The organism is Dyadobacter bucti (assembly GCF_005869225.1).
GTDB lineage: Bacteria > Bacteroidota > Bacteroidia > Cytophagales > Spirosomataceae > Dyadobacter > Dyadobacter bucti.
The window spans coordinates 1-24964 of record NZ_SWFP01000011.1 but is presented as its reverse complement, the minus strand read 5'-3'; the positions used below and the strand labels follow the sequence as shown (position 1 = coordinate 24964).

Here is a 24964-nt window from a genome sequence, read left to right as displayed (position 1 = left end):
AACTATGTGGATATTTCCCATACTCCCTTTGAAATTGCTTAAAAACCTCCGTTACCTTTCTTTTTAATCTTACAACATTATTTTTTTCTTACGAAAAGATTTAATTTTCAATAAAAACATTATATTTGTTTCGATACCTTTCGATTACTTTATTTCTAGACCACTAACCTTCCATTTGTATGGGAAACAAAATGTTTACTGTAAGTTATAGTCGTTTCCGCACGACTTCCGGAGTGCCGCTGCGAATGCTCTTTGCGGCATTATTTCTGTTCTTTTGTTGCATTGCCAGCCAAGCCCAGACTTCCGGCCGGGCGAATCAAGTCACTGTACGTGGCCAGGTTACCGAAAAAGCAACCGGGCAGCCGCTTGTCGGTGTATCTGTGCGCGTGAAGAATAGCAGCGACGGTGTCGTTTCGGACGCGGATGGAAATTACCAGATCCAGGTGCCTGCTACCAGCACGTTATTGTTTACGTATATTGGTTACAGTGAATTGGAGGAAGTGGTAGGAAACCGCTCCACCATTTCCCCCCAACTCGAAAACAGCGACCGGGCATTGAACGAAGTTGTGGTCGTAGGTTACGGAAGCCAGTCGAGGCGGGAAATTACCGGTTCGGTGGCATCTGTTGGCGCAAAACAGATACAGGATCGTCCCGTTGTTTCCTTTGGTGAAGCGTTGGCCGGACAGGTGGCCGGGGTGCAGGTACAGCAAACCTCCGCTGCGCCCGGCGGTGGTATTTCGCTGAAAATCAGAGGAACAGGCTCCATAACAGCGGGTAACCAGCCTTTATATGTGATCGACGGCGTGCCGCTGGACAATTCCGTTGCAAATGCATCGGCACAGGGCGGCGGCATCGGCAGCCAGTCTCCGGTGAACCCGCTGGCAAGCATTAACCCCGGTGATATTCAATCAATTGATGTGTTGAAAGATGCGGCTGCAACTTCTATCTACGGATCTCGCGGAGCGAATGGTGTGGTTTTAATCACGACCAAAACCGGCGCGGCAGGCAAGTCGCAGATCAGCATTAACGCAAGCTATGGTTTTCAGAAAATTGTGAAAAGAGTGGGATTGATGACCAACGAGGAATATGCGCGTCGCCAAATCGATATCAGGAATAACGACTGGGTTCGTGCAGGCGGAAAAGCAACTGACCCTAACTCAGTGCGCAGCGGCCCTGCATTTAAAATTCCTGATGAATTCAAAAATCCATCAGCATATCCGTACACGGACTGGCAGGACGAACTTTATCGCAGCGCTCCGATGCAAAACTATCAGATCGCAGCCTCGGGCGGAACGGAAAATGCGCGGTATTACGTAAGTGGCAACTACCAGAATCAGGAGGGGATCATTATCAATTCGGGCTTCAAGAAATATGCATTTCGTCTGAATGTGGATGCAAAAGTTACCGACAGGATCAGGGTTGGCGCGCGCGTGGCACCTTCTTATACCAACAACCGCATTGCCACATCCGGCGGGATCCAGGATTACGGCGCGGTGCCCGTTACGTTGATGTCGACACCCGGTTTTTATCCCGTGAGAAACGCAGACGGCTCGTATTCGAGGTCATTTACCCTGAATTTCGACGATGGTACCACGCAGAATATCATTTACAACAACGCGCTGGCTTTTGGTGAGGGTATTCAGAATACCATGAACCAGTTCAGCACGGTCGGAAGTTTGTTTACGACGATTGACATTGCAAAAAACCTGCAATTCAAAACAAGTATCAATGCAGATGTAAACACGTTCAGCAATAACCGGTTTTCACCTTCTTATATTAGTGTAAGTCCATCGAATGGTCGCTCGTTTTCGTCGGCTAACATCAGCTGGATCAATGAAAATACGCTCACCTATGACAAATCGTTTGCCGAAAAGCACAATGTGAATGTGCTGGTGGGTTTGACGGAACAAAAATCGTCTTTCAACTCAACCACCGTCAGCGCCAACTCTTTTCCGAACGACCTGGTACCTACTTTGAATGCAGGTATTGTTACCGGCGGAAGTTCCAGCCGCTCCCAATGGACACTCGTTTCGTTGCTAAGCCGGGCGACTTATAATTTTGACGAAAAATACTTTTTAACAGCCACTTTCCGCCGAGACGGTTCGTCCCGTTTTGGCTCTGATAATAAATGGGGAAACTTCCCGTCAGCCTCGGCCGGATGGAGGATCAGTCAGGAGAAATTTATGGCTGATGCACGCGCTGTGAGCGAGTTGAAACTGCGCGCGAGTTATGGTTTTATTGGAAACAACCAGATCCCTGACTATGCTTCGGTAGGATTGATCAACAGCGCTAACTATATCCTGGGTACCGGCGACGGCGCAATCATTAACGGTCTGGCGCAAGGTTCTCTGGGCAATCCGATTTTGGGTTGGGAAAAAGCGAAGGAATTTGATTTAGGAATTGACCTCGGGCTTTTCCAGAACCGCCTTTTTCTGAATTTTGACTACTATAATAAGCTGACCTCCGACCTACTTCTCAACGTTCCTGTGCCGCTTTCGACGGGCTACGAAACTGCATTGCGAAACCTGGGAAGTCTGCGTAACAAAGGAGTTGAAATCGCTTTGGAAAGCAGAAATTTCGCACGGAAAAATTTCACTTGGGCTACCAACGCGAACATTTCGTTTAACACCAATACCGTAGAATCCCTGGGAGCAGGCGGCGCGCCGATTATCGTAGCAAACCGTGCGCAAGAAAACTCCTTAACCCACATTACGCAGATCGGCAAACCGCTGGGAAGTTATTATGGCCTAATTTTCGATGGTATTTACAACACCCAGGCGGAAATAGACGGTTCTGCGCATTTGGCAAACACCTTTCCGGGTGATGTCCGGTTCAGGGACCTGAACGGCGACGGACTGATTAATGATTCCGACAGGACCATTATCGGCAATAACCTGCCGAAGTTCACCTACGGCATCACGAACAGCTTCAACCTGGGCAATTTCGACTTCGGTGTTTCGCTACAAGGCGTGCAGGATGTGGATGTGCTTAACCTGACCAAGCGCAGCGTTTATCGCAACAATGCGTCCATATCCAACAACTACTGGCGCTCGCCGGAGGAGCCTGGCGATGGCAAAACGTGGGGAGCAAACAACTCAGCCAACAACCGGAACATTTCATCGTATTACGTGGAAGACGCGTCTTTCCTTCGCATCAGAAACGTAACAATCGGCTATCGTTTTGACAAAATATTTGGTGGAAAAATCCTCAAAAACGCAAGGGCCTACGTGAACATCCAGAACTTGCACACCTTTACCAACTACACCGGCTATAACCCCGAAGTGAACACCACCGAGGGCGATCCATGGATTTCCTCTGCGCTCACGCCTGGTATCGACTATGGTACTTACCCCGTGGCAAGAACAATCATTCTTGGCCTTAACCTTGGTTTCTAACTAAACCCGGCTCAACCTTTAACATTGATTGATTATGATCTCAAAAAATATCAAAATAGCTGTCGCACTGGTTATCCTGGCATTTTCAGGAACATCCTGTGAAGATTTCCTCGCCTCAAAACCAATTTCCCAGATCGGCGAAACCGACTTTTTCAAAACGGAATCCGATTTCCGCCAGGCCGTAGTGGGCGCTTATAATGCGCTTGGACAAGTGTATTCCGGAAATGGATATTACTCGTTGCTGGTAGATTTACGTTCCGATAATACCACCGAACTTGGCCCCGGCGGAGGTGGTAATGATGCGAAAAGGAATATCGACGAATTCAGGGAAACAACAGATAATGAACATCTTACAGCATTCTGGCAAACGAGTTATGTCCTGATCGCAAGAACAAACAGTATTCTGGCACGCATTGATGCTTCCCCGGTTGCCGACAATCTGAAAAAGCAGTTTACCGGCGAGGCGCTTTCGCTGAGGGCATTGGCTTATTTTAATCTGGTAAGGTTGTGGGGCGGCGTTCCGTTGGTGACTGAGCCGGTTTCGGACATAGATGCCAGCTACCAAGTGGGCCGTGCGTCTGTTGCCGAAGTGTACGCGCAAATCGAGGCTGATCTGGTGAAAGCAGGTGGCATGCTTCCTGCTACGTACCCTGCGGCAGAAGCTGGAAAAATCACCAAAGGTGCTGCGGAAAGTCTGCTGGGACAGGTTTATCTAACCCAGAAAAAATACGCGGAAGCAGTTGCCGAATTTAAGAAAGTAGTAACGGCGGGTACTTTCAGTTTGCTACCTGCGTATGCAAACCTTTACAAAGCCAGCCAGCAGGGAAATGCGGAGGCAGTTTTGCAGGTGCAGTACAGAACAATGTCAAACGGTCTGGGTTCAAACCTTCCGAACCACTTTGCGCCAACCGGTTCGCAGGGGATCGTCGTTCCTACCGGCGGTGCTTTTGGATTTAACCAACCGACCGAAGATATCGCCGCTGCCTACACGACTGGTGACGTTCGCCGGACCAATATCGCCGACGGCTTTACGCAGGCGGGAAATTTTGTCGCGGCCAAATACATCCGCGGCTATGTGGAGCGCGAAACCGGCGGCGGTAATGCCGACTCGGGCGCGGACTGGTACGTGATCCGTTACGCGGACGTGCTTCTGAACTACGCTGAGGCAATTAATGAAGCCAACAAAGCGCCAAATGCGGATGCTTATGCGGCGATTAACCTGGTACGCAAACGTGCAGGACTGGCTGATCTGAGCGGGCTTAATTATGAAACGTTCAAAACGGCGGTCTACAACGAAGAGCGACTTGAATCACCATTTGAAGGACACCGCTGGTTTGATTTGCTGCGTACCGGCAGGGCGATGGAAGTGATGAATGCAAAACTATCCGGCCCGGGTAAACCGACCGTGGGTGTTTCCACGCCGATTAAGGAATACCAGCTTTTGTACCCGATTCCCGCTATTGCGGTGATTACCAGCAGCCCGGCAATTGTTCAGAATCAGGGGTATTGATGATTAGAAGCTGGATTGCGTCACTTTAATACTATTGTGGACTTTGTACAGATATTGAGAGTAATCGGCTCGCGCCGATTACTCTTTTAGTTAACCTAAAAATCTTTTCCCTTGAAGACGACTACCATTTACCGGAAAGCCTTTTTAACCATTTTCTGCTGCTTTTTCATTGGATTTGCGACTTATGCACAGGTCACGGCTTCACAAAAATCACCGTCGGGAAACAGTCCCGCCGGTTCTGGCTTGCTGCCGGTTCCGCAGGAAATGAAATTGACTGAGCAAAAGTTTCCGATCGGTAAAAACTGGAAAATCGTCGCCGCCCCTGCCCTTGCCAAAGGACAGGCGGTGATCAGTTTGCAGCAGGGAATGAAGGAAGTCAATCTTTCACTGAATGTAGTTGGTAATAAAGCTGCTAAGTCTCCCGCTATTCAATTAATCGTCAAAAAAGGCGCTGTCGAAATTGGTGCGAGTGTTGATACAAACCGCGTGGCGCTCGCAAACCAGGCATACCGGCTGACTTTAAAACCCGCGCTCATCACCATCACAGCCAATGCGCCGCAGGGATTGTATTACGGCGTCCAGACTTTTTTACAGTTACTTAAAGAGCAGGCGCAGCTTCCCCAGGGCGAAATCACTGACTGGCCGAATGTAGATCTCCGGATGATTTACTGGGACGATGCCCATCATCTGGAAAAACTGGATGCATTAAAAAGAATTATCAAGCAGGCTTCGACTTACAAGATCAATGCATTTTCAATCAAACTGGAGGGGCATTTTCAATACAAATCCGCATCTGCGATTGTAGAACCTTACGCATTGACGCCGCAGGAATACCAGGAGCTGGCGGATGTTGCAAAAGCGCATTACATCGACCTCGTACCTTTTCTGGACGCCCCGGCACACGTTTCCTTTATCCTCAAACATCCCGAATACCGCAAGCTTCGACTCATTGACGACATCAATTACCAGTTTTCTGTTACCAACCCCGAGACTTTCAAACTGCTGGACAATATGTTCGGCGAGCTGATCAATGCGAGCAAAGGCAGCAGGTACATTTTGCTTTCCAATGACGAGGCGTACTATACCGGCAAGGCACCGTCGGAAAAGGCGATGGCGGATAGTCTGGGCGGAAACGGGCGGTTACTGGCGTGGTTTATCAAAAAGCTGGCCGACAGGCTGCACGAGCAGGGACGTACCGTTTTTTTCTGGGGTGAATTTCCGTTGAGACGCGAAGATATCACTGCATTGCCATCGCATTTGGTCAACGGGGTGTATAACAAATCAATTGCGGCCGATTACAAAAAACACGGGATCAGGCAAACGGTGTACACGGCCACACAAGGCGCGGAGCCTATTTTCCCAAACTATTATCCATTGCACACCAAAACGGCCGTGATGGCAGATGGAAGCGACCGCTCGTCGGGGCGCGTCGGGGGTATGATGAGGGAAATAAAGACAGCATTCGACGCAAATCTGTCGTCTTTCATGGGCGTGATCATTGCAGGCTGGGCGGACGCCGGTCTACATCCTGAAACATTCTGGCTGGGTTATGCCACAGGCACGGCGGCTGGCTGGAACAACAAAAACGTTGCGCCGGCGGATGCTTCTGCCCGGTTTATGACCTCATTTTATGGCCCGAAACAAAAGGATGTAGACAGCATTTACCATGTCCTCAGCGAGCAGGCCGAATTTCATACCAACAGCTGGGACTGGATCCCGTCGACCTGGCGACCTATGATCAAGGGAAATTCCGACAGCCTTTTTGTTCACCCGGAAAGAGACCAGACCCTACCCCTGTTGCCTGTGCCACAATCTGGTACACTGGCTATTTCAGACAAAACTTATCCCGTAAATGCCGCGCGCTTTGAAGCAGCACAATCCATGCTCACGCGCAATCAATACGCGGTTCACCTTCTTCAAAAGAATAAATCACTTGCCGGAAAGCAGCTTTATAACCTCGAAGTGCTCGAATCAGTAGCAGCGATCTGCGGGCAAAATCTGCGCATGCTGGTTACACTAAATCAGGTAACCGATCTTCTGCAAAAAGCGTCGGCGGCTGCTGCGAATCATCCTTTATCTGCTGTCAAGCAACTGGACGCTGCCATGGAAATGGTCAGCAAGCTGAAAACCCAGCGCGACAGTACATTTGCGTTCGTTGAAAACATTTGGTTTAAAGAATGGCACCCGCTCGTTAAAGAAGCGAATGGACGCAAGTTTTTGCAGCAAGTGGACGATATCAAAGATCACCAGCCCGTCCGCACCATTGACCTCAGCTACCTGATTTACCGGGAACTGCATTATCCACTCGACCAATGGTGGAGCGATGTGCTGAAAGTGCGGAATGATTTTGCGCAGAAGCATCAGTTGCCCTTAAAAGACAAAACACTTGATTGGCAACGGTATAAGTAGCGCACTTTTTTCCTTAATCAGCAACGGCAGACCGCTTACATTGTCCTGATTTTTAGATAACTAATCCTGATATCAATTTTAAATCATCCAGCAACCGGTTCGATATTTGTTCGTTGCGGGTACGGAAGCCCTTCAACGCAAGTTGAGGGGCTTTTTAGCGACCGGTAATTTTTCCAGGCTGTCCTTTCTGACATCCTGCCTGGTGATAAGCTGACGGTCATAAAACCGCATGCAATTCGGGATGGAACAGCAGGGTAATTGAATGCCAACCACGTCTGTAAATCCGAATCTGTAAAAATGGTAGGTAAACCTGTAAATTGTATAAGTGCAGATTATCAGCGATGTATGACCTTTGTGCAGAGATAATTTTAGCAGACCATCCTAAAAATTATGGGTACATTCATCAAAAACATTTTTATTTTTCTGTCAGCCTCAATCCTGATCTGGATGACCGGCTGCAGTGTCAAAAACCAACAGAGAACCATGTCAGAGCAAACAAATTCTTCTATTTTTCCCAAGGGCAACCCGCTGCCGACCTCCTATTTCACTGGCGGTGCATTTTTGTATACCCTGGCTTCCAGAGACAAAAACAATGAGTTCGCGCTCGGTAGTGTGACCTTCGAACCGGGTGCCCGCACGCACTGGCATACACACCCAAAGGGGCAGGTGCTGATCGTTACGGATGGAAATGGGTTTTATCAAGAAAAAGGTAAACCTGCACAAGCCCTGAAAAAAGGAGACGTGGTGAATATCCCGGAAGATACCGAGCACTGGCATGGGGCGTCTGCGACCAGCGAATTTGTCCACATCGCCATCACTAATTTCAAGAATGAACAGAATGTGATCTGGCTTGGGCCAGTGACAGAACAGGAATATACCCAAGTCAATCAAAAATAATAGGAACTATAATCCATCCCGGATTTTCGAAATGGATTGTAACAGGAATAATTCTGCTCATTGCAATGGATGTAAACGCGCAAAATAATGATGGCCTGTCGTTGGACGCCCGGCAGCAAAGTTTAGTGGCGATTTCCGCCGCCACAGCGACCGGGGATCGTCGATCAATGCGCAGCCGAGCCGGAAATCAAGGCGGATACAACCGACAAATACGAGAAAGGCCGAAAGGTTCTTGAATTACTGACAAAAGTGCCTCAGGCAAAGCCTGCGCCGGGTTTTGGCGAGTTTGCCCCACTCTAAAAACTACCATCCGAATTCGCTTTTACTTACTGACTTTCAAATAATGTTACAACGAACATCGCGTCAAGCCTGAATGTAGCTCCCAATCACGTTCTTAGCGATTAAATTCGCCAAGCCGCCAACAGTTCCGGCGGCGAAAAAGGAGCTTACTTCTTCAAAATCTTCAACTAGTTGAACTTTTTTATAGCTGAGGCGGGTGACCTTTGGGCTATGTAAAATATTAAAAACAGAGAAGAAATCATGACAGACGAACAAAACCGTATCACCCGTTTTATAGGCTTTTTTTAAACATGAGAATGGTAACAATCCCGGACACCGTGCCAGGCACAGGACCGATTCTGATGCTGAATATGCTTAAATTTGCAGACCGCCGCCTGTACATCGAAGAATACCTGCCCGCATTTAACAGTGTAATGGCACTTTTGGGGATGGAAGCCAAAGTCAATCTGCTGAGTGATGTTTTAGCCAGCATAGTGGCTGACGAAGGAGAGGCCTGGGACGCGATTCTAATTGTGGAATATCCTAGCGCGGAAGCATTTTTAACCGTAGCGCAAAGCGATGCATACCGCAACATAGCTGAACCTTTGCGCCTCTCCGCTTTGGCCGATCTGAAACTGTACATGACGCGCCAGTTTGCTTTGTGATACTTATCTTAGTAAATGCACCAGCTGATCCTCAATAATTTTGCCATGCATATAGCGCTTGCCCCACTTGAACAGGAGCAGGCGCTTGCTTTCTTTCGTCTCAAAGAAATCAAGAAGCGAATCTGGCTGCTTCATGCGGGAGAAACCGACCGTCACATTTATTTTGTGAAGCGTGGCTGCCTGCGCATGTTTTATACCGATAAGACTGGCGAAGACCACATCATCGGCTTTTACCCGGAAAACTGGTGGGCCTGCGATATTGTGAGCTTTTTTAATGCAAAACCTGCGGTAAATTCCATTCAGGCACTGGAAGACAGCGAAGTATATTATATTTCGTTACAACAGCTTGAGAAACTGTTTGAAATCATCCCGAAGTTTGAACGTTTTTTCCGCATCCTTAACCAAAATGGCTTTGAGCTTGACCAGCGTCGCATAACTTCGCAACTTTACAAAACCGCCGAAGAACGCTACTTAGAATTCCGTAAACGCCATCCCGGGCTGGAACAGCGCATTGCCCAAAAACATATCGCCAGTTATCTGGGCATTACCCCGGCGTTCTTAAGCATGATGCGAAAGGAAAGCGGCTTGTGAGTTCGACAAAGGAACCATGATCATGCACGGTTACCTGCTCGTCTTTTAATCCAATCCATAAGATCGCCGCTCACTTCGGAATTTATCTTGCAGCTCTGCAATCGCTTTCTTTTTGTTCTGCCTGATCTGGGTTAGCAATGGTTTGGGGCCACCGTCCGGGTTGTACCTGGATCCCCGGTCCAGTACCTCCACCATGACCGGCACCAGCTTGTTAATTTCCAACCACCCCCATTGAGCTTTCTCTTTCTTTTGTATTCAAAAATAGTGATATTGCTTTTCCTTGTGGCTGACCAATAGTCTGGCAAACCGTTTGATCAATGATTAAGCCGGGGACGTTTGGCGGTTGTCGCTGCAAAGATGGCACGATGTCTATTTTTCGCTATTCCCAAACACTTTCTTGTGGAGTTGAGCAAGCCTTCATTCCTCGGAAAACGCCAGCAGCATCTATTCTTGAACAACCTAAACACAACTTGATTTGTCGCCGAAATCCGAAAAAGAAAAGACGTCCGGTCTGTTCTCCAGGATGAGTTGCATATATCTTTTTTGAGTAAATCAATAAAACGGAAAGCTTATGTTGTCGCTGGTCAAAATCTGAAACATGGAAGAAATGTGGCGTTGCTATCCGAAATATCCGTGCCTGACGCTTCCAGGTCGATCAACTGTAAATATTCCTGCTTCATTTAACTCCCTGAAAGACAGCGGTAGTGATCTAATTTTAAAATAAATAATTTATAAGCATGTCCACTTTCAAGAATCTGTTAATCATTACTGCGCTCCTCTTTGGCGGTCTCGTTCACGCACAATCCAATTTTACAAGTAAATCCATCGGCGTCGGCGTCGTGGTAGCTGACATGCAGCGCTCATTGGATTTTTATGTAAAAGGAATCGGTATGGTCAAAACCGGCAATTTCACGATCAATGCAGAATTCGGTAAACGAGGCGGTTTAACAGGTGGTGAAGCGGTCGAAGTAAACATTCTTAAACTGGAAAACAGCCCCGAAGGCACCGATTGGAAACTGATGAGCTTTGGCAAAAAGGCAGATCATCCAAAGTCAAAATTCATTCAGGACGATACAGGTCCGCAGTACATCACCATTCAGGTCAAATCCTTACAGCCCATCCTTGACAGGCTGAAAGAGCAGAACGTGACTTTCCTCGGCAGCACACCCACCCCTCTGACAAAAGATTCACACTTCGTGCTGGTCCAGGATCCGGACGGAACATTTGTGGAGCTCATCGGGCCCATGTAATTGTGAAGTTTTCTTTCGATATTAGCAGACGGTCAGTCGCCGGCCCGGTATCCATCCTGCAACATATCTCGACATCGTGATCCGATCGAAAATGTCCAGGATACCCTTCTAGCAATTGACGGCCTCCCTGGAAAAAATGTCAGAAAATTCGGGCCTGACCTGTAATCCGCAAAACACAAGCAACTCAGATGATATCATTTAAGCGTAAATAAATGTATTGCACTGGTTCCAATTTCGATTGAGTGACATTCCGGCTTTTTGAGAAAGATGTAATTAGTGGCAGTGAAAGGTAATCGACAACAAACTGCTTTGTGGGATTTGGGCAGAATATTGAGCTCTTTGGTTTGAAATCTTCACCATCTTAAAGCCGGAGATTGTTATGTACGAGTTTGAAGAGCATGGCGAAAACAATCGAAATATGAAAGAAGATAAACAAGACTTCAATCATGTGTTTTTCCAACAGGCCTCAAGACTGGCTAAAATCGGAAGTTGGGAAATTGATGTGGTGAATGACAAAATTTACTGGTCAGCTATGGTACACGAACTGCACGAAACGAACCCAAAAACTTTCATCCCTGATTTAAAAACAGCCCTTGGTTTTTACCGGAATGATTATCAATCAATGGTAAATGAGGTTATAGTAAAAAGTATTGAGACGGGTGCTGAATTTGACTTTGAAGCTGTAATCATCACTAAAAAAAAGAAAGAACGATGGATTCGGGCCATTGGAAATGTTGAAATGGTTCAAGGCGAATGCCGGCGAGTATATGGCAGTTTTCAGGATATTCACAGTTCCAAGTTGCTGGAACTTCAGATGCGTGAGATATTGGAAAGTATATCTGACGCTTTTTATGCAGTGGATAAAAACTGGAAATTTACTTATTTTAATAAAGAAGCTGAGAACCTGCTCTTAAAGAAGGCTGAAGATGTTTTGGGCAAAAACATTTGGGAACTATTCCCGGCAAGTGCATTTACCGTTATTCGGAAAATTTACAAGAGAGTTGCCCGGTCAAAAAAGAAGGAATCCTTTGATTACTATTATCCGGGGAATGGGAAATGGTATGAAATAAATGCATATCCATCACATGGTGGCATATCAGCATACTTCAAGAATATAGATGAACGTAAGCAGGCCGTAGAAAAACTTGATAAAGCCTATCAGGAAAAAATTAATATACTGGAAAGTATCGGAGATGCTTTCTTCACTGTAAACAAAGACTGGGTACTAACCTATTTAAACAAGGAAACCGAAAAGGTTTTACACAGGAAGAGGGAAACCCTTATTGGCAAAAACCTGTGGGACGAATATCCTGATGCAATAGACACCGACTTTTATCGCCAATATCACAAAGCTGCGGATACCCAGGAAAATTTGACTTTTGAAGAGTTTTATCCAGCATTGAAGGTGTGGCTCGAAGTGTCGGTATATCCTTCAAGTGCCGGACTGTCCGTGTATTTTAAAGACATTACACTGAGGAAAGAGTCCGACATACGCTTGCTTCACTCCAATGAACGCTTTGAAAAAGTCGCCGAAGCTACCCATGATGCGATATGGGATTGGAATATTTTAGAGGATACACTTTATTGGGGTGCTGGTTTCAATAATCTGTTTGGATACCAAGTTGAAAAGATCACTCCGACATTGGAGTCCTGGACAGATCACATCCATCCTGAGGATCGGGATCGGGTATTGCAAAGCATTTATGAAACACTTGAGAATCCCAGCCAATCCAACTGGATCTCCGAGTACCGTTATCAGAAAAATGACGACACTTTTGCCAATGTGATCGATAGGGGTATTGTGATCAGAGATGTCAAAGGGAATCCGGTTCGGATGGTAGGAGCTATGAATGATATCTCGGAACGAAAAAAATTTGAAATAAGCAGAATAGAATATGTCAGACAAATTGAAGCACAGAATGAAAAACTGAAAAGTATTGCCTGGACACAGTCACATATCGTAAGGGCACCCCTTGCGAGAATGCTAACAATTATGAATGCTATTGATGATAACAATAAAAATCTGGATGATACTTTAATGTGGTTAAAACATTTAAGAGATTCGGCTGACGAATTGGACGAAATAATAAAGGACCTGGTTGAAAAGGCGCAACATTTAACTTAAAAAAAATGAATAAAACTGTTGTTATCGTAGATGATGATTTAATTGTTAGATTAGTCACCCAAAGAATGGTGCATAACATTGATAGCTCAATTAATTGCCATCAATGCGATAATGGAGAGGTTGGTTTATCGACAATAGAAAATCTACAGAACGGAACCGATTATGTTGTCGTGCTTTTAGACATCAATATGCCCGTTTTAAACGGATGGCAATTTTTAGACAGATTGCAGCAAATGAATATCGTTGCCAGTGATAAATTCCACCTGTACATGATCACATCCTCCACAGATGCAAGCGATAGGATCAAAGCTCGATCTTATCCGGTGATTAAGAAGCTCTATCATAAACCGCTTTCAAACCAAGATTTAAAGGAGATTTTATTTTCCAATGAAATGCCTTAAATGGTTGGACTCCGGTTTGGCGACTAAACCGGAGTCCAACCAATAACCTGAACCTGTCGGTCCCGATGCACCCTTTGATGGATAGCCGGGTTTGCAAGCAGACCATCCCCAATTTTCCGACCCAAAGCACTGAAATTCAGACTAACACCTTTATGTAAGAAGTACTCGGGACTCCCTGCAATATTTCCAGGTAAATAAAATCAATAGCATTGTGAGAGCTGTGAAGATCAGATCCAGATGATCATTTGCCAGTAGAAATCCTCCGGCCAATGCTCCGAAAGCCGAACCCGCGTCCCGGAAAGTAGCATTAATTGAGACTGCACGGGTTACATCGGTTTTTCCGGAAGATGCCGCTCCCGCGGCCAGCGAAGCATTGATGTTATAAAACGTAAAAACAAGTATCAATCCCGTCAGCACCCAACCGTTTGCTGCGAGTATCAGGCCCAGGCAAATTAGCAGAATAGAGCCCGAATAAATGTTGGCCAAACCGTACCGATCTGCCGACCATCCCGCGAAAGGAGAAATCAAAAGGGAGCATATCCTTCGAAAACTGAGGAAGCCCGCGGCTGCGGCCGTAATTTCCACCGCTGTCCAAGTTGGCTGTGCATCTACCAAGAGCGAGCCGATCAGTACGACGAGCATTCCCTCGACCGCAAAAGCACTTAAAAATGCTAACCGGTTAAAGATCGAAGGAAACGACATTTTGAAACTGAGTGGCCTGGCTGAAGTGCGACCCCTCTCTTCAAGCTTTAAGGCAAAATAAATTCCCGGGGTCGAAAGGAGCGCGATTATGAAAAATGTCAATCTGGGACTGACTACGTCGAAAAGTACCGGGCCGACCAATAGCGCCAGCAATGGTCCTGACTCAATAATACTTTGACTTACCCCGAGGGCAAGGCCTTTTTTGGGATAATCCATTGCATAAGTGATTGCCCCGACACGAAGAACCGAATACGATATGCCCCATAATATCCTGAGCAACACCATTACTGCTATGCCAAAACCTGCACCGTAACCAGCTGTGGCAACTACGGAAACAACTGCGGCAACGATCACGGGAAGACGAAACCCTACACGACTAAAAACACGCAGAATCAGTGGATTTAGCAAAATGCGTGTAAAGCGGTTGATCGATAAAATAGTTCCTATCCAAATGATTGGGACATGGATACTCAATGCATTTACCGGAAGAAAAGAATATAAAAAGGCATCACCCATCAAAGCAAACGTCAGGCTAAAAGACGCGTACATGGGCAATTTCATTTCAGTGACGTGCTTTCGCATTCTTGATATCTTATAGAAGCGCTATTTTCATTTTCCCAGGCGCAATGATTCTGCATAGGCATTTGGTAAGATACAATCTTCCACGGCATGCGCCGCTTTTTCAACATCATATTCGAAGCGTATAAATTCTACCGTAATGCTTTCCTTGCTTGATGTGGATGCATCCGCATCGATATGCAGGATCACATAGCCTCCCCTTGGGTCCCCATCCTTTGGTTTTCCTACCGATCCGATATTGATCGCATGCCGGAAATGATCTGCACCGTCTTGGCGGGCTTCGCCCAGGATGCGGTGGTAAGGTTTGTGGGTATGCCCGAAAAGCATGACATCTGCACCGGCCTGCTCCATAATCCGTAGCATGCTTTTTTCATCGCGATCTTCAAACAGGTATTCGTTGATCCTGCGGGGGCTGCCATGCACCAGAAGAACCGAAAGCGGTTTATCATCCAACTGGAAATCCAGACGGATGTGTGCCGGCAGCGTTCTTAGATAGGCCCGCTGATCGTCCTTTATGATTTCATTTGTAAAGGCAATCGACACTTTGCCATTTTCTTTTTCATCGTCCGTTTTATAAGCGCAGCCGCAATCGTCGCTGTTTCTTCCGATCCCAAAGTCATAATTGCCAGCGATGGTCGGGATACCACGCTTTCGGATTTGGTCAATTACCTCATTGGGCCAGATGTTATAACCTACCAGATCTCCCAAACAATAAATCGCGTCGGTGTCCCTGGATTCCACATCATTAAAAAATGCCTCCAACGCCGGAAGATTAGCGTGAATGTCTGAAAAAAAGGCAATTCTCATTTTAATAAATAGTTAATTGGAAAATTTGTGTTGCTGTTTGAGTGCGAAATTGACCATCAGGATCAATACGGGGACTTCAATCAGCGGGCCGATCACCGCAGCGAACGCCGCACCCGAATCAATCCCGAAAACGGCGATGGCAACCGCAATCCCTAACTCAAAATTATTACCCGCGGCTGTAAACGCCAGAGATGTAGATTTGGCATAATCCGCCCCGGCCCGTTTGGACAGGTAAAAAGCGGAGAAAAACATAATTGCAAAATAAATCGTCAGCGGCAGCGCAATGCGAAGCACGTCAAATGGTATGCTTACAATCAATTGCCCTTTCAAACTGAACATGACCACAATCGTAAAGAGCAGTGCGATCAGCGTAATCGGACTGATGAACGGGAGGAATTTTTTCTCGTACCACTCACTGCTGAACAATCTTGTCAATACGACCCTGGAAATAATTCCGGCTAAAAACGGAATGCCCAGATAGATAAAAACGCTTTGCGCGACCTGACCTATTGTGATGTTAACTATAAACCCCTTCAAGCCGAAAACAGGAGGCAAAATTGTTATAAATACATACGCATACACCGAATAAAATAATACCTGAAAAATGCTGTTGAATGCCACCAGACCGGCTGCATACAGGCGGTCGCCATTAGCAAGATCATTCCAGACGATGACCATCGCAATGCAGCGGGCAATGCCGATCATGATCAGACCGGTCATGTACCCGGGTTTATCGGGAAGGAAAATAACGGCCAGGCCAAACATGAGCAGCGGACCGATGATCCAGTTTTGAAGCAGGGAAAGCCCCAGTATCCTGGTATTGTTGAAAACCTTTGGCAGCTCACCATAACGAACCTTGGCCAATGGCGGATACATCATCAGCACCAAGCCAATGGCCAGCGGAACGTTTAAGGCCGATTCGGGCGAACCAGCATTAAATTGGTTTATGAAATCAGGGGCTCCTGGCAAAAAATAGCCTATTGACACGCCGGTCAGCATAGCCAGAAAGATCCATAATGTAAGATATCGGTCTAAAAAAGAAAGCCGGGTGCTATTCATGCTGTTTGTTTCATTTAATTTCTTTTTATGACGACGACCGGTGAAGGGCCCGCTACTTGTGCTCATGGCTTACTGCCGCAAAGCCATACTGGTCGAAGTAATGGTCTGTGATCAGATATATTGCGTGCAATGCCTGTTTACCGGCACCTCCCGGAGGCTGATCCACTAACTGACGGGCAATACCATTACCCCGGCAAATAAGAAGGTGTATGTAGTTGACTAGCAGCATCCAGCGCCTGGCTGGCAGCTGTCACCATCAGCGGTAACCAGTTCTGATTCCTCGTTCACAGGGGCGGGCGCGCAGCATGAAACTTCCGCCGATGATGTGCCGCAGCTCTGAGCGCGGGTAAGTGCCTTGCATTGGGTAAAGTCCGGCACCAGGTTGACTGTGAATGTTTCACCATCGACAACAAACTCCCCGGGGTACATCTGGCGTGTGTCGAACTTTGAGTTGCCAAACTCTATCTTAAGGGTTGCATTGGGGTTCAGGGGAAGCGATTTTTCAACCAGTTCAACAATTTTCAGCGCTTTGCCAACTTTCATGGAACGTTCAGCTTCTTTCACCGACGGTTCCCAGAGCTGCACGATTACTTCTGTCCAACTGTTCATCACCCCACCGCAGTCAACTGAAACGATCGGCGCCTGTTTGATCTCGGTAATGTGAAAAGAACTGTCCACAAACCTGCCTTCTTCATATTGAAATTGCAGGTGCAGATCAGGGTTTTGTGTGAGGGTGTTCTTGAAATCACCCCAGGTCATCGGACCGCTGGCCGCGGAATTCAATTGTTCCATGGTTTCTATTGGTTAAATGTAATATTACGATTGATTCGAATAAAAAAAGGTGCTAGTTACAACAGGTCGCGGACACAATAAACGTGTCAAGCATCGCTCCAAATGCGCGCTGTGCTTCTTCCCATACGACCGGGTTGATGCAGTAGCAAACACGTGGCGGGTTGATTTCTCCGTGGATAATCCCGATCCGTTTTAATTCTTTCAGATGCTGGGAAACGGTGGCCTGCGCAAGTTCGAGCTCATCGACCAGATCACCACAGACACAAGCTTTTTTGGCAATCAGCAATTGCAGGATCGCGACTCTGGCAGGATGCGAAAATGCCTTGGCCAGATCCGCAATACGGTTTTGCTGCCCGGTGAATATTTCAGTCTTGGTTACTCCCATGACACAAATATAATCTGTGTTTTATTAATTGCAATATTACGATGAATATTTTTCCTGGCATCATACACTTTGCAGCAGATAAGCGATCAGCAAAATGCTAATCAGTAAAATAACGCCGGTCAGAAGGGTCGTCAACAAAGTTGTCGGTTTATAAGTCCCGGTTTTGAGTTGACTTTCAGTCCGGCGGTATTGTAAAAAAGCAAATAAAATAGCCAGCGTTCCCAAAGCGACCAGAATAATCCCGATAATGGATGAATATCCGTGAGAAGGGGCAGCAACCTTTGTTTGAAGCACAAAACCGATCTGTTTGACAAACAGTGAGAACTTTACAACCACAAAGCCAAAGGCCATGATACCAATTCCGGTCCTGACCCAGGCCAGGTAAGTCCGTTCGTTGGCAAGATGGTCGTTGGGTTTCAAAGGCGATGGATGAATGTCTTTATCTGAGCTCATGCCTTTCTTATCAAAAATTTGTGCCTGCTTAATTCATGGCAACCTGCGCCCCATTTCTCATATCATTCCGGGGGTTGACAATGATCTGGTCGCCATCCCGCAGCGCGCCAAAAACCTCTGTCATCTCCTCGGACTGCATTCCTTTGCGCACTTCAACAAACTCTGCTTTTCCTTGACTGACCCTGATCACATACTGTCCTTCCGTTGACACGACGACCGCCGAGCTCGGCACGGTTAGTGAACCCTGAGTTGCTTCCGGGGCAAAGACGACTTCGGCAAACATGCCCGGCATGATTCCGCCCTTGGTATTGACTACATCAATTTCTACGGTTTCCGAGCGGAACTTCTGGTTCATATTTCCGGAGCGGCGACTGATCCTGCCTTTAAATTGCTTGCCGGGCATTGCATTGACTGTGAATGTTACATCTTTCCCCTGCTTTAACCCAACACTGTAAGTTTCCGGCACGTCCACGACCAGCCTGAGCCGGTTTTGCTGCTGCAACATCAGCATCGGCCCTTGCAAACGCAAGCCGGAGCCGACCAGCGCGCCTGGGTCTATCAGGCTGCCTGCATTGTCCCTGGCAAACTAGTAAGCTGCTTTCGGCCAACCCGTTTAAGACGCAGCCGGTGGTTAAACGATTCTCAGGACTTGAATTAATTCCTCGTTCAATTTAAACTTCTGAATTCATTAGGCGTAACCCCGGTTTTTTGTTTAAAAAGCCTCGTAAAATGCTGCTGGTATTTAAAACCCAATTGGTAGGCAATCTCGCCAATCGACGTGTTGGCTTCAAATATTTTCACTTTCGCTTCCTCAATCAGCCTGGAATGGATGAAATCCAAAGCGGTGTTGCCGGTTTCTTTTTTAATGAGGTCGCCAAAGTAATTGGGGGATAAAAAGAGGCATTCAGCGCAGTAAGCTACGCTTGGCAGACCTAATGTCTGTGCTTTCCCGGATTTGAAGTAATCATTGAGCAACTCTTCGAACCGTACCAGAATGTCTTTGTTCGCATTGCTGCGCGTAATAAACTGCCGGTCATAAAACCGCATGCAGTAGTTGAGAAACAATTCGATGTTGGAAACAATCAACGTCTTACTGTGCTTGTCGATATTTTGACCGATCTCGGCGCGGATCTTTTCAAAACAGTCAACAATGGTCTCCCTTTCCTTTTTTGATAAATGCAGTGCTTCGTTGACCTCATAGGAAAAGAACGAATAGTCCTTGATCATTTTACCTAAATGAGTGCCCGCAAGCAGATCCGGATGAAAAACCAGTGCATAGCCAGAGGGCTTTATGGATTTTCCTTTGCTGTCAATCCCATACACCTGCCCTGGCGCGACAAAAACCAGTGTTCCGTCCTCATAGTCGTAAGGCTGGCAGCCATAGATCATATCCCCGCACCTGATATTTTTGAGGAACACGGCGTAAACGCCCATGTAACGCCGGAAATGCTGCACAGTTGGTATTTCATTGAAATTGACCACACTGACCAAAGGGTTAAGTGTATTGGCGCCCACCCAATTATTGTACTGCTTTACAGTATCTATCCTTTCTACTTGTTCCATATCTCATTGATTTACAGGTCAAATATAATAACGCGATCACGTAGAAATTCTGGTGAAAGGCCAAATCCGTAAAACTGGTAAGTAAACCAGTAACCTGTATAAAAATGGAACGGGTATTGTGACCGACCTTTGTTTTACAAATTGAAGAACAAATCTTAATGCAATGAAACGTATCACCAAATCATGTATTTGCGCATTGCTGATTGGAGCCATGCTACCATTCTCAGTATGCGGCCAAACTAAGAGTTCGCCGCAGGGGCAGATGATGGTCCGCCTTTCTGAAATCGAAATCCTGCCGGAGTTCCTGACTGAATACAACGCGATCCTGAAAGAAGAAGCGGCAGCTTCGGTCGAAAAGGAGCCGGGCGTCATCGCCATTTTTCCCATGAGCATCAGAGAGCAGCCAACCCAGATCAGGATTATAGAAATATATGCTGACAGTGCTGCCTATCAGTCACATTTAAAAACGCCGCATTTCCAGCATTACAAAACAACGACGCTCAAAATGGTGAAAGCATTGAAGCTCGTGGACATGACTGCACTTGACAAACAAACCATGTCAGAAATTTTTAAAAAACTAAAACAATGAAAAAGGCATCAAGAAGACAATTCATTCAGCAAACGGCTATGACAACAACAGGTCTGTTAATGACATACCCTACGCGGCTTTTTTCACAAACCAGCCAGACGAGTATGAGTAACCCTGTTAAATCGAAAGGATATGCAGGGAAGGACAAACTGGGCAAACTACAACTTTGGAGTTTTGAGCGGCGTCCCCTCGGAGATCATGACGTTCTGATCGATATTAAATATTCGGGTATCTGCCATTCGGACATTCACACCATTAATTGTCGTGAAAAGTGCCGATGATCTCAAACCCTGGTTTGGAAAGCTGGACTTCATGATTTCCACTGTTCCCTATGCATATGATATGTCCAATTACATTTCCTGCGTGAAACCATACGGCTATTTTACCCAGGTTGGCCAGCCGGTAAATGGTGAATTGACGATCAATAACTTCAATATGATTTTCAACAGGGTAAATTTCAACGGTTCCCTTATTGGAGGCATTCCCGAAACCCAGGAGGTAATGGACTATTGTGCGAAGAACAAAATCTACCCGCAAATACAAATCATCAAAGCCGAAGAGATCAATGATGCCTGGCAGCAGGTCATGGATAAAAAAGCCCGCTACCGGTTTGTGATCGATACCGCCACCATTTAAACTGATTTTTAATGAAGGAAATGAAAAATTCCCTGATTCTCATCTTTGGACTCGGCATGCTGTTAACTGGAAGTTTGGCCTGCAAAACGGATGACGTTATACTTACCGATACGAATATGGAAACCAACGACAGCACTCATAAGGATACGCTGAGTAATCAGCTTAAAATCAGGATCGGTTCTAAAACATTCACAGCGACGCTGCTTAACAATGTTACGGTGACTGCTTTTAAAGCGAAGTTGCCTATGACCGTTTCGATGAGTGAGTTAAATGGCAATGAAAAGCTGTACCGGTTTCCGGAAAACCTACCAACCAATGCGTCAAATCCCCGAAACATCCACCTGGGTGACCTGATGATCTACGGGTCTAACACGCTGGTGCTTTTTTACCAATCGTTTCCGACACCTTACAGTTACACAAAACTCGGCCGAATCAATGATCCGGCTGGACTTGCGGCCGCAGTTGCAGCATCGGCTGACGGTTCCGGAAGCGTAACAGTCACCTTTGAATTAGAGCAAATTTGATGGATATGAATAGTCAGATAACAGGGAAAGATATTTTTGGCAGAATGAGAGCAGGTGAAGCTATCCGGAAAGATGATCCTGAATACGATCAATTTCAGCAGGCCGTGGCCAGGACGATCCGGTTATCCGCCGCCCTGAATACTTCCGCAGACATCGACCAGGTGCGCCAGCGGCTGAGCGAAATTACCGGTAAAGACATCGACGGATCGACAACCATATTCCCTCCTTTCCATACCAATTTTGGCAGGTTCATAACTTTGGGTAAAAACGTATTTATCAACCACGCCTGCTCTTTTTTGGATATGGGCGGAATTACCATTGAGGACGATGTCATGATCGGCCCCAGGGTTAACTTGACCTCGGAAACGCATCCCCTAGATCCCGCCAATCGCGGGACAGTGATTCCCAAACCGATTGTAATCCGGCGAAACGCCTGGATCGGTGCGGCGGCTACGATCTTACCCGGTGTTACAATTGGTGAAAACGCTATTGTCGCAGCTGGTGCAGTAGTCAGCCGGGATGTTCCCGCTAATGCAATAGTCGCAGGTATCCCTGCAAAAGTTGTAAAAACCGTCTAAGCATTTCATTACTTATAACCTCATTCCGATTATTACGCCTGCAATATATGGCTCATAATTAGCCAATTAATTTCACCAACTTCTTTAAGTCTATCCGTAACCGGTTCGACATTTACTGGCTCTGAGTACAGAAGCACCCTCCATCATTCACTTCAAATAGCAATTTACTTCTCTACGAGATCGCAATCCGTAACCAAGCCGTCGGAGGTCAGATGGACGAGTATATAGGTATCGGGTTGATCGGACTTCAATTGGTACGTTACTATTTCGCTTACGTCGCTTTCATGACGTTTAATTCCACGGCCTGCGACGTTTTCTGAATGAATAAAAGTTAAGGATTTCAATGTTTCCGGCTCCCGCATTCCCCCTGCAAAATCGCGTTTGGCCCCCGAAGTAAGGCCTGATGCTTCTTCCAATGTCTTACCCCCTTTTACTATCGCCTGCAAAGCCGCCATGATTTTGGGCGCGCGCGACGGGTCAGGATCGGCATGGGTTTGATGGGCATGCGCAAGCGGCCCGATACGTGGTACTGTTCGCTCATAGCCTTGGTCTTTGTCTTGAAGTGTGAAGCCAGTCACATTTCCATTGGAGTCGTCAGTGAAGGTCACAGAAACATTGCGGTCAGTCGATGTAAACGTATTATTGCCGACGGGCACAAATTCTTCATCAACAAAACCATCTTCCAGGGTGAAGAGTCGCTGATTCTCAGCCTCAAAAGTGACAATTCGATTATTAAATAATTCATATCGACCTTCGAAAGCCGTTAAAGTGTGGGGATCCACACTCACCGCGGCCGGTTTAATCTTTACAGGAAATCCATCCCAGTGATAATAGTCAGTGATAAAATCAACGATCCTGCCCATCATATGCGAGTTATCATTCGCATTGATCATGATCACAATGCCTTGTCCCTTGTCCGCACTGGCGGTCAGTAACGCATCAAAACCCTCGTCGCGCCCGTTGTGACCGAAGCGGAGCGTAGTACTGTCACCCTGCAAAAATACACCCAGTCCATCCCTGTTTTTCTGATCTGTCAACATCTGGCGGGTCATGGATTGGGATAATACACTTCCTGATTTTCCGGCATAAGCATGCTGAATACTAATCGCGAACCGAGCCAGATCGGAGGGCGTGGTCCACAATCCCGCCGCTGCCATCTCAGGATAAATGTGCCAGCGACCTTCTACTAAACTTCGATCGCTGTAGTGACCGGTTGCCGTCAATTTTGCCAATTCCGGAGGTAAAGGTTGTTGGTATGTACTGTTTTTCATTCCCAATGGCGAAAGCACATTGTTTTTCATGAACTCCGGGAATTCAGCTCCGGTCACATCCTCCATCAGTTGCTGCATAACCGTATAACCGCCACCTGAATACCGCCAACGGGAGCCCGGAACAAAGTCCACGCGGACCGGTGGCGTATTGGCCGGGGCTGTCCCATCCAGAATCTGAACGACCGAAGGGATCTTTGCGCCCACAGCATATCCCGGGAATCCATGCACCGTAAGACCGGTAGTATGACTGAGTATCCCGCGCAGTGTGACCTTTTTATCTTTTGTAAACTCATTATCAGGAACTTTCCAACTTTTCAGTTTTATGTTAACATCCTCATCCAAAAGAAGTTTATTCTGTTCAACCAAATACAGAGCGCCCATAGCCGCAACCGATTTACTCACCGAGCCTGCCTGAAATAAGGTGTTCGCCGTAACAGGTACTTTTCCATCCTTATCAATGAATCCATATGACTGAGCTTTCAGGATTTTCCCATCCTGAATGATAGCCAGGGACAAACCGGGGATACCGCGCTTCCGCATTTGGCTCCGGATAAATTCGTCCAGATCATCCGCCTGGACTTGCAATACAACTAATAAAAAGGAAAGAATCAGAAAAAGGCGTTGGTTTTTCATGGATGGTTCGGTCGGTTTTGTTTTCAAGGATTTTAACCGCCGCAAAGCTAAAAGTTGTTATCCTGGCATCTGTTAATGACCGGTAAAAGAAAGTTAACGAAATGTTAAAGTTGCCGCCTCGGCGGTCCGACGTTTCGGCGCAGGGCGGCCTGTGCCGTCCGACCAAGCGGCAACTTTTACGACTGCTATGGATTTTAGCTCCTAAAAAGCAAATAACTGCCTTCATCCAGTCATTGCAGTTTAAAAATTAAACCCAAAATGAAGGCCCGGCTGTCCGAAGAAGAATCTCGACCATCTATCGTCTACCTGTTTAAAAGAATCAGGCATTGTTGATTGATAGGGACGATGGGTTATTGCAATTGAAGGTTGAAAAAAAAGCCTGTCTTTGAAAAATTTAATGTGATAACCAATGGAATAAGTGTTAAAGATCTGAAAGCCATTGTCAATCTTATTACCGTTATCATTTACAAAAGTTTGAAAAGCAGGCATCACGTCAACTTGGGCAAAAAGTCCTTTCCATAAAAACCTGTAATATGAAAGTGAAACCCCGTATTCACGGATATAACCTGGAAACCCTTCTCCTTCTGCTTCAAACGATTTTCCAAAAGGAATGCCAATTGGCCAGGCATATTTCCAGGTTTTAAATTCCAGTGATATTGCATCCTTTCCTGTAATGCGATAACCTAAGTTCAGATAAACCATTGTAGGCTTATTATTATCAGGTACTAGATTAGCCAGCATAAATAAGGTACTTGACGTGGTTCCGTTTTGGTTTACACTTTTGCGGGTTAGTAAATATTTAACTTCTCAATTCTCACCCAGTTTGCCGATAGTATTCTGCCTCGAAGGCAGCAGGATTCAGATAGTTTAA

General features: G+C 46.4%; 26 protein-coding genes. 14 read left to right on the top strand and 12 right to left on the bottom strand.

Going from position 1 to position 24964, the window contains the following annotated elements:
- Positions 1 to 179 precede the first annotated feature (179 nt).
- The 6 genes from FBF61_RS28860 (at position 180) to FBF61_RS28835 (ending at position 9746) form a co-directional block, all read left to right on the top strand.
- Positions 180 to 3395 carry a SusC/RagA family TonB-linked outer membrane protein gene (locus FBF61_RS28860; protein WP_138484055.1) on the top strand — a complete coding sequence of 1072 codons (3216 nt, stop codon included), beginning with the start codon at positions 180 to 182 and terminating at the stop codon, positions 3393 to 3395.
- 34 nt (positions 3396 to 3429) lie between these two features.
- On the top strand, positions 3430 to 4905 hold the full coding sequence (locus FBF61_RS28855; protein ID WP_138484053.1) for a RagB/SusD family nutrient uptake outer membrane protein: 1476 nt from the start codon (positions 3430 to 3432) through the stop codon (positions 4903 to 4905).
- 111 nt (positions 4906 to 5016) lie between these two features.
- Positions 5017 to 7314 carry a beta-N-acetylhexosaminidase gene (locus FBF61_RS28850; protein WP_229215274.1) on the top strand — a complete coding sequence of 766 codons (2298 nt, stop codon included), beginning with the start codon at positions 5017 to 5019 and terminating at the stop codon, positions 7312 to 7314.
- Between the two features lie 483 nt (positions 7315 to 7797).
- Entirely contained in the window at positions 7798 to 8211 is a 414-nt protein-coding gene (locus FBF61_RS28845) for a (R)-mandelonitrile lyase (protein WP_138484051.1), read from the top strand.
- Positions 8212 to 8801: 590 nt separating this feature from the next.
- Entirely contained in the window at positions 8802 to 9155 is a 354-nt protein-coding gene (locus FBF61_RS28840) for a DUF1330 domain-containing protein (protein WP_138484049.1), read from the top strand.
- 15 nt (positions 9156 to 9170) lie between these two features.
- The gene (locus FBF61_RS28835) at positions 9171 to 9746 is read left to right on the top strand and encodes a Crp/Fnr family transcriptional regulator (protein ID WP_138484047.1); all 576 of its coding nucleotides are present in this window, start codon (positions 9171 to 9173) and stop codon (positions 9744 to 9746) included.
- Positions 9747 to 9791: 45 nt separating this feature from the next.
- Here the strand turns inward: FBF61_RS28835 and FBF61_RS34750 are convergent, their stop codons facing one another.
- Positions 9792 to 9968, bottom strand: a complete 177-nt coding sequence (locus FBF61_RS34750) for a hypothetical protein (protein WP_166444636.1) — start codon at positions 9966 to 9968, stop codon at positions 9792 to 9794.
- Positions 9969 to 10483: 515 nt separating this feature from the next.
- Here FBF61_RS34750 and FBF61_RS28830 point away from each other — a divergent pair.
- The 3 genes from FBF61_RS28830 (at position 10484) to FBF61_RS28820 (ending at position 13522) form a co-directional block, all read left to right on the top strand.
- On the top strand, positions 10484 to 10996 hold the full coding sequence (locus tag FBF61_RS28830; protein ID WP_138484045.1) for a VOC family protein: 513 nt from the start codon (positions 10484 to 10486) through the stop codon (positions 10994 to 10996).
- A gap of 418 nt (positions 10997 to 11414) precedes the next feature.
- Positions 11415 to 13121, top strand: coding sequence for a PAS domain S-box protein (locus FBF61_RS28825; RefSeq protein ID WP_166444635.1), 1707 nt, complete (start codon positions 11415 to 11417; stop codon positions 13119 to 13121).
- 5 nt (positions 13122 to 13126) lie between these two features.
- Positions 13127 to 13522: a response regulator gene (locus tag FBF61_RS28820; RefSeq protein WP_138484041.1), complete on the top strand. Its 396-nt coding sequence runs from the start codon at positions 13127 to 13129 to the stop codon at positions 13520 to 13522.
- A 150-nt stretch (positions 13523 to 13672) separates the two neighbouring features.
- Here the strand turns inward: FBF61_RS28820 and FBF61_RS28815 are convergent, their stop codons facing one another.
- The 9 genes from FBF61_RS28815 to FBF61_RS28780 all read right to left on the bottom strand — a co-directional run bounded on the left by FBF61_RS28815 (position 13673) and on the right by FBF61_RS28780 (position 19862).
- Entirely contained in the window at positions 13673 to 14806 is a 1134-nt protein-coding gene (locus FBF61_RS28815; RefSeq protein WP_138484039.1) for an MFS transporter, read from the bottom strand.
- 27 nt (positions 14807 to 14833) lie between these two features.
- Positions 14834 to 15610: a metallophosphoesterase family protein gene (locus FBF61_RS28810; RefSeq protein WP_138484037.1), complete on the bottom strand. Its 777-nt coding sequence runs from the start codon at positions 15608 to 15610 to the stop codon at positions 14834 to 14836.
- A gap of 12 nt (positions 15611 to 15622) precedes the next feature.
- Positions 15623 to 16669, bottom strand: a complete 1047-nt coding sequence (gene arsB / locus FBF61_RS28805; RefSeq protein WP_138484034.1) for an ACR3 family arsenite efflux transporter — start codon at positions 16667 to 16669, stop codon at positions 15623 to 15625.
- A gap of 52 nt (positions 16670 to 16721) precedes the next feature.
- A complete protein-coding gene (locus tag FBF61_RS34745; protein ID WP_166444634.1) occupies positions 16722 to 16898 on the bottom strand; it encodes a hypothetical protein in 177 nt (58 codons plus the stop codon).
- Positions 16889 to 17461: a DUF6428 family protein gene (locus tag FBF61_RS28800; protein ID WP_229215273.1), complete on the bottom strand. Its 573-nt coding sequence runs from the start codon at positions 17459 to 17461 to the stop codon at positions 16889 to 16891. Before FBF61_RS28800 ends, FBF61_RS34745 begins: the two co-directional genes overlap by 10 nt.
- 52 nt (positions 17462 to 17513) lie before the next feature.
- On the bottom strand, positions 17514 to 17846 hold the full coding sequence (locus FBF61_RS28795; protein ID WP_138484032.1) for an ArsR/SmtB family transcription factor: 333 nt from the start codon (positions 17844 to 17846) through the stop codon (positions 17514 to 17516).
- Positions 17847 to 17906: 60 nt separating this feature from the next.
- Positions 17907 to 18299 (bottom strand): YidH family protein, encoded by a 393-nt coding sequence (locus FBF61_RS28790; protein WP_138484030.1) that lies wholly within the window; start codon positions 18297 to 18299, stop codon positions 17907 to 17909.
- A 28-nt stretch (positions 18300 to 18327) separates the two neighbouring features.
- The gene (locus FBF61_RS28785; protein ID WP_510185894.1) at positions 18328 to 18828 is read right to left on the bottom strand and encodes an efflux RND transporter periplasmic adaptor subunit; all 501 of its coding nucleotides are present in this window, start codon (positions 18826 to 18828) and stop codon (positions 18328 to 18330) included.
- A 137-nt stretch (positions 18829 to 18965) separates the two neighbouring features.
- Positions 18966 to 19862 (bottom strand): helix-turn-helix domain-containing protein, encoded by an 897-nt coding sequence (locus FBF61_RS28780; RefSeq protein ID WP_138484026.1) that lies wholly within the window; start codon positions 19860 to 19862, stop codon positions 18966 to 18968.
- A gap of 163 nt (positions 19863 to 20025) precedes the next feature.
- Between FBF61_RS28780 and FBF61_RS28775 the strand changes: the two genes are divergently transcribed.
- From FBF61_RS28775 to FBF61_RS28760, 5 genes are read left to right on the top strand one after another with little or no spacing between them, the layout of a single operon-like run.
- A complete protein-coding gene (locus FBF61_RS28775) occupies positions 20026 to 20451 on the top strand; it encodes a putative quinol monooxygenase (protein WP_166444632.1) in 426 nt (141 codons plus the stop codon).
- The gene (locus FBF61_RS35160) at positions 20448 to 20732 is read left to right on the top strand and encodes an alcohol dehydrogenase catalytic domain-containing protein (protein WP_229215272.1); all 285 of its coding nucleotides are present in this window, start codon (positions 20448 to 20450) and stop codon (positions 20730 to 20732) included. Before FBF61_RS28775 ends, FBF61_RS35160 begins: the two co-directional genes overlap by 4 nt.
- Positions 20716 to 21087: an MDR/zinc-dependent alcohol dehydrogenase-like family protein gene (locus tag FBF61_RS35155; protein WP_229215271.1), complete on the top strand. Its 372-nt coding sequence runs from the start codon at positions 20716 to 20718 to the stop codon at positions 21085 to 21087. The genes FBF61_RS35160 and FBF61_RS35155 overlap by 17 nt, the downstream gene beginning before the upstream one ends.
- Before the next feature lie 11 nt (positions 21088 to 21098).
- On the top strand, positions 21099 to 21611 hold the full coding sequence (locus FBF61_RS28765; protein ID WP_229215270.1) for a cyclophilin-like fold protein: 513 nt from the start codon (positions 21099 to 21101) through the stop codon (positions 21609 to 21611).
- 5 nt (positions 21612 to 21616) lie between these two features.
- Positions 21617 to 22189 carry a sugar O-acetyltransferase gene (locus tag FBF61_RS28760; protein ID WP_138484024.1) on the top strand — a complete coding sequence of 191 codons (573 nt, stop codon included), beginning with the start codon at positions 21617 to 21619 and terminating at the stop codon, positions 22187 to 22189.
- A 164-nt stretch (positions 22190 to 22353) separates the two neighbouring features.
- Here the strand turns inward: FBF61_RS28760 and FBF61_RS28755 are convergent, their stop codons facing one another.
- Both FBF61_RS28755 and FBF61_RS28750 read right to left on the bottom strand, forming a co-directional pair.
- Positions 22354 to 24093 (bottom strand): serine hydrolase, encoded by a 1740-nt coding sequence (locus tag FBF61_RS28755; RefSeq protein WP_138484021.1) that lies wholly within the window; start codon positions 24091 to 24093, stop codon positions 22354 to 22356.
- 240 nt (positions 24094 to 24333) lie between these two features.
- Positions 24334 to 24834, bottom strand: a complete 501-nt coding sequence (locus tag FBF61_RS28750; protein WP_310590293.1) for a hypothetical protein — start codon at positions 24832 to 24834, stop codon at positions 24334 to 24336.
- Between the last annotated feature and the right edge of the window lie 130 nt (positions 24835 to 24964).

What these genes read in the sequence shown, in the direction of transcription:
- FBF61_RS28860 (WP_138484055.1), top strand. Translation starts at nt 180, where the DNA reads ATGGGAAACAAAATGTTTACTGTAAGTTATAGTCGTTTCCGCACGACT.
- FBF61_RS28855 (WP_138484053.1), top strand. Translation starts at nt 3,430, where the DNA reads ATGATCTCAAAAAATATCAAAATAGCTGTCGCACTGGTTATCCTGGCA.
- FBF61_RS28845 (WP_138484051.1), top strand. Translation starts at nt 7,798, where the DNA reads ATGTCAGAGCAAACAAATTCTTCTATTTTTCCCAAGGGCAACCCGCTG.
- FBF61_RS28840 (WP_138484049.1), top strand. Translation starts at nt 8,802, where the DNA reads ATGAGAATGGTAACAATCCCGGACACCGTGCCAGGCACAGGACCGATT.
- FBF61_RS28835 (WP_138484047.1), top strand. Translation starts at nt 9,171, where the DNA reads ATGCACCAGCTGATCCTCAATAATTTTGCCATGCATATAGCGCTTGCC.
- FBF61_RS28830 (WP_138484045.1), top strand. Translation starts at nt 10,484, where the DNA reads ATGTCCACTTTCAAGAATCTGTTAATCATTACTGCGCTCCTCTTTGGC.
- FBF61_RS28825 (WP_166444635.1), top strand. Translation starts at nt 11,415, where the DNA reads ATGAAAGAAGATAAACAAGACTTCAATCATGTGTTTTTCCAACAGGCC.
- FBF61_RS28820 (WP_138484041.1), top strand. Translation starts at nt 13,127, where the DNA reads ATGAATAAAACTGTTGTTATCGTAGATGATGATTTAATTGTTAGATTA.
- FBF61_RS28815 (WP_138484039.1), bottom strand. Translation starts at nt 14,806, where the DNA reads ATGCGAAAGCACGTCACTGAAATGAAATTGCCCATGTACGCGTCTTTT.
- FBF61_RS28810 (WP_138484037.1), bottom strand. Translation starts at nt 15,610, where the DNA reads ATGAGAATTGCCTTTTTTTCAGACATTCACGCTAATCTTCCGGCGTTG.
- arsB (WP_138484034.1), bottom strand. Translation starts at nt 16,669, where the DNA reads ATGAATAGCACCCGGCTTTCTTTTTTAGACCGATATCTTACATTATGG.
- FBF61_RS34745 (WP_166444634.1), bottom strand. Translation starts at nt 16,898, where the DNA reads ATGCTGCTAGTCAACTACATACACCTTCTTATTTGCCGGGGTAATGGT.
- FBF61_RS28800 (WP_229215273.1), bottom strand. Translation starts at nt 17,461, where the DNA reads ATGGAACAATTGAATTCCGCGGCCAGCGGTCCGATGACCTGGGGTGAT.
- FBF61_RS28795 (WP_138484032.1), bottom strand. Translation starts at nt 17,846, where the DNA reads ATGGGAGTAACCAAGACTGAAATATTCACCGGGCAGCAAAACCGTATT.
- FBF61_RS28790 (WP_138484030.1), bottom strand. Translation starts at nt 18,299, where the DNA reads ATGAGCTCAGATAAAGACATTCATCCATCGCCTTTGAAACCCAACGAC.
- FBF61_RS28780 (WP_138484026.1), bottom strand. Translation starts at nt 19,862, where the DNA reads ATGGAACAAGTAGAAAGGATAGATACTGTAAAGCAGTACAATAATTGG.
- FBF61_RS28775 (WP_166444632.1), top strand. Translation starts at nt 20,026, where the DNA reads ATGAAACGTATCACCAAATCATGTATTTGCGCATTGCTGATTGGAGCC.
- FBF61_RS35160 (WP_229215272.1), top strand. Translation starts at nt 20,448, where the DNA reads ATGAAAAAGGCATCAAGAAGACAATTCATTCAGCAAACGGCTATGACA.
- FBF61_RS28765 (WP_229215270.1), top strand. Translation starts at nt 21,099, where the DNA reads ATGAAGGAAATGAAAAATTCCCTGATTCTCATCTTTGGACTCGGCATG.
- FBF61_RS28760 (WP_138484024.1), top strand. Translation starts at nt 21,617, where the DNA reads ATGAATAGTCAGATAACAGGGAAAGATATTTTTGGCAGAATGAGAGCA.
- FBF61_RS28755 (WP_138484021.1), bottom strand. Translation starts at nt 24,093, where the DNA reads ATGAAAAACCAACGCCTTTTTCTGATTCTTTCCTTTTTATTAGTTGTA.
- FBF61_RS28750 (WP_310590293.1), bottom strand. Translation starts at nt 24,834, where the DNA reads ATGCTGGCTAATCTAGTACCTGATAATAATAAGCCTACAATGGTTTAT.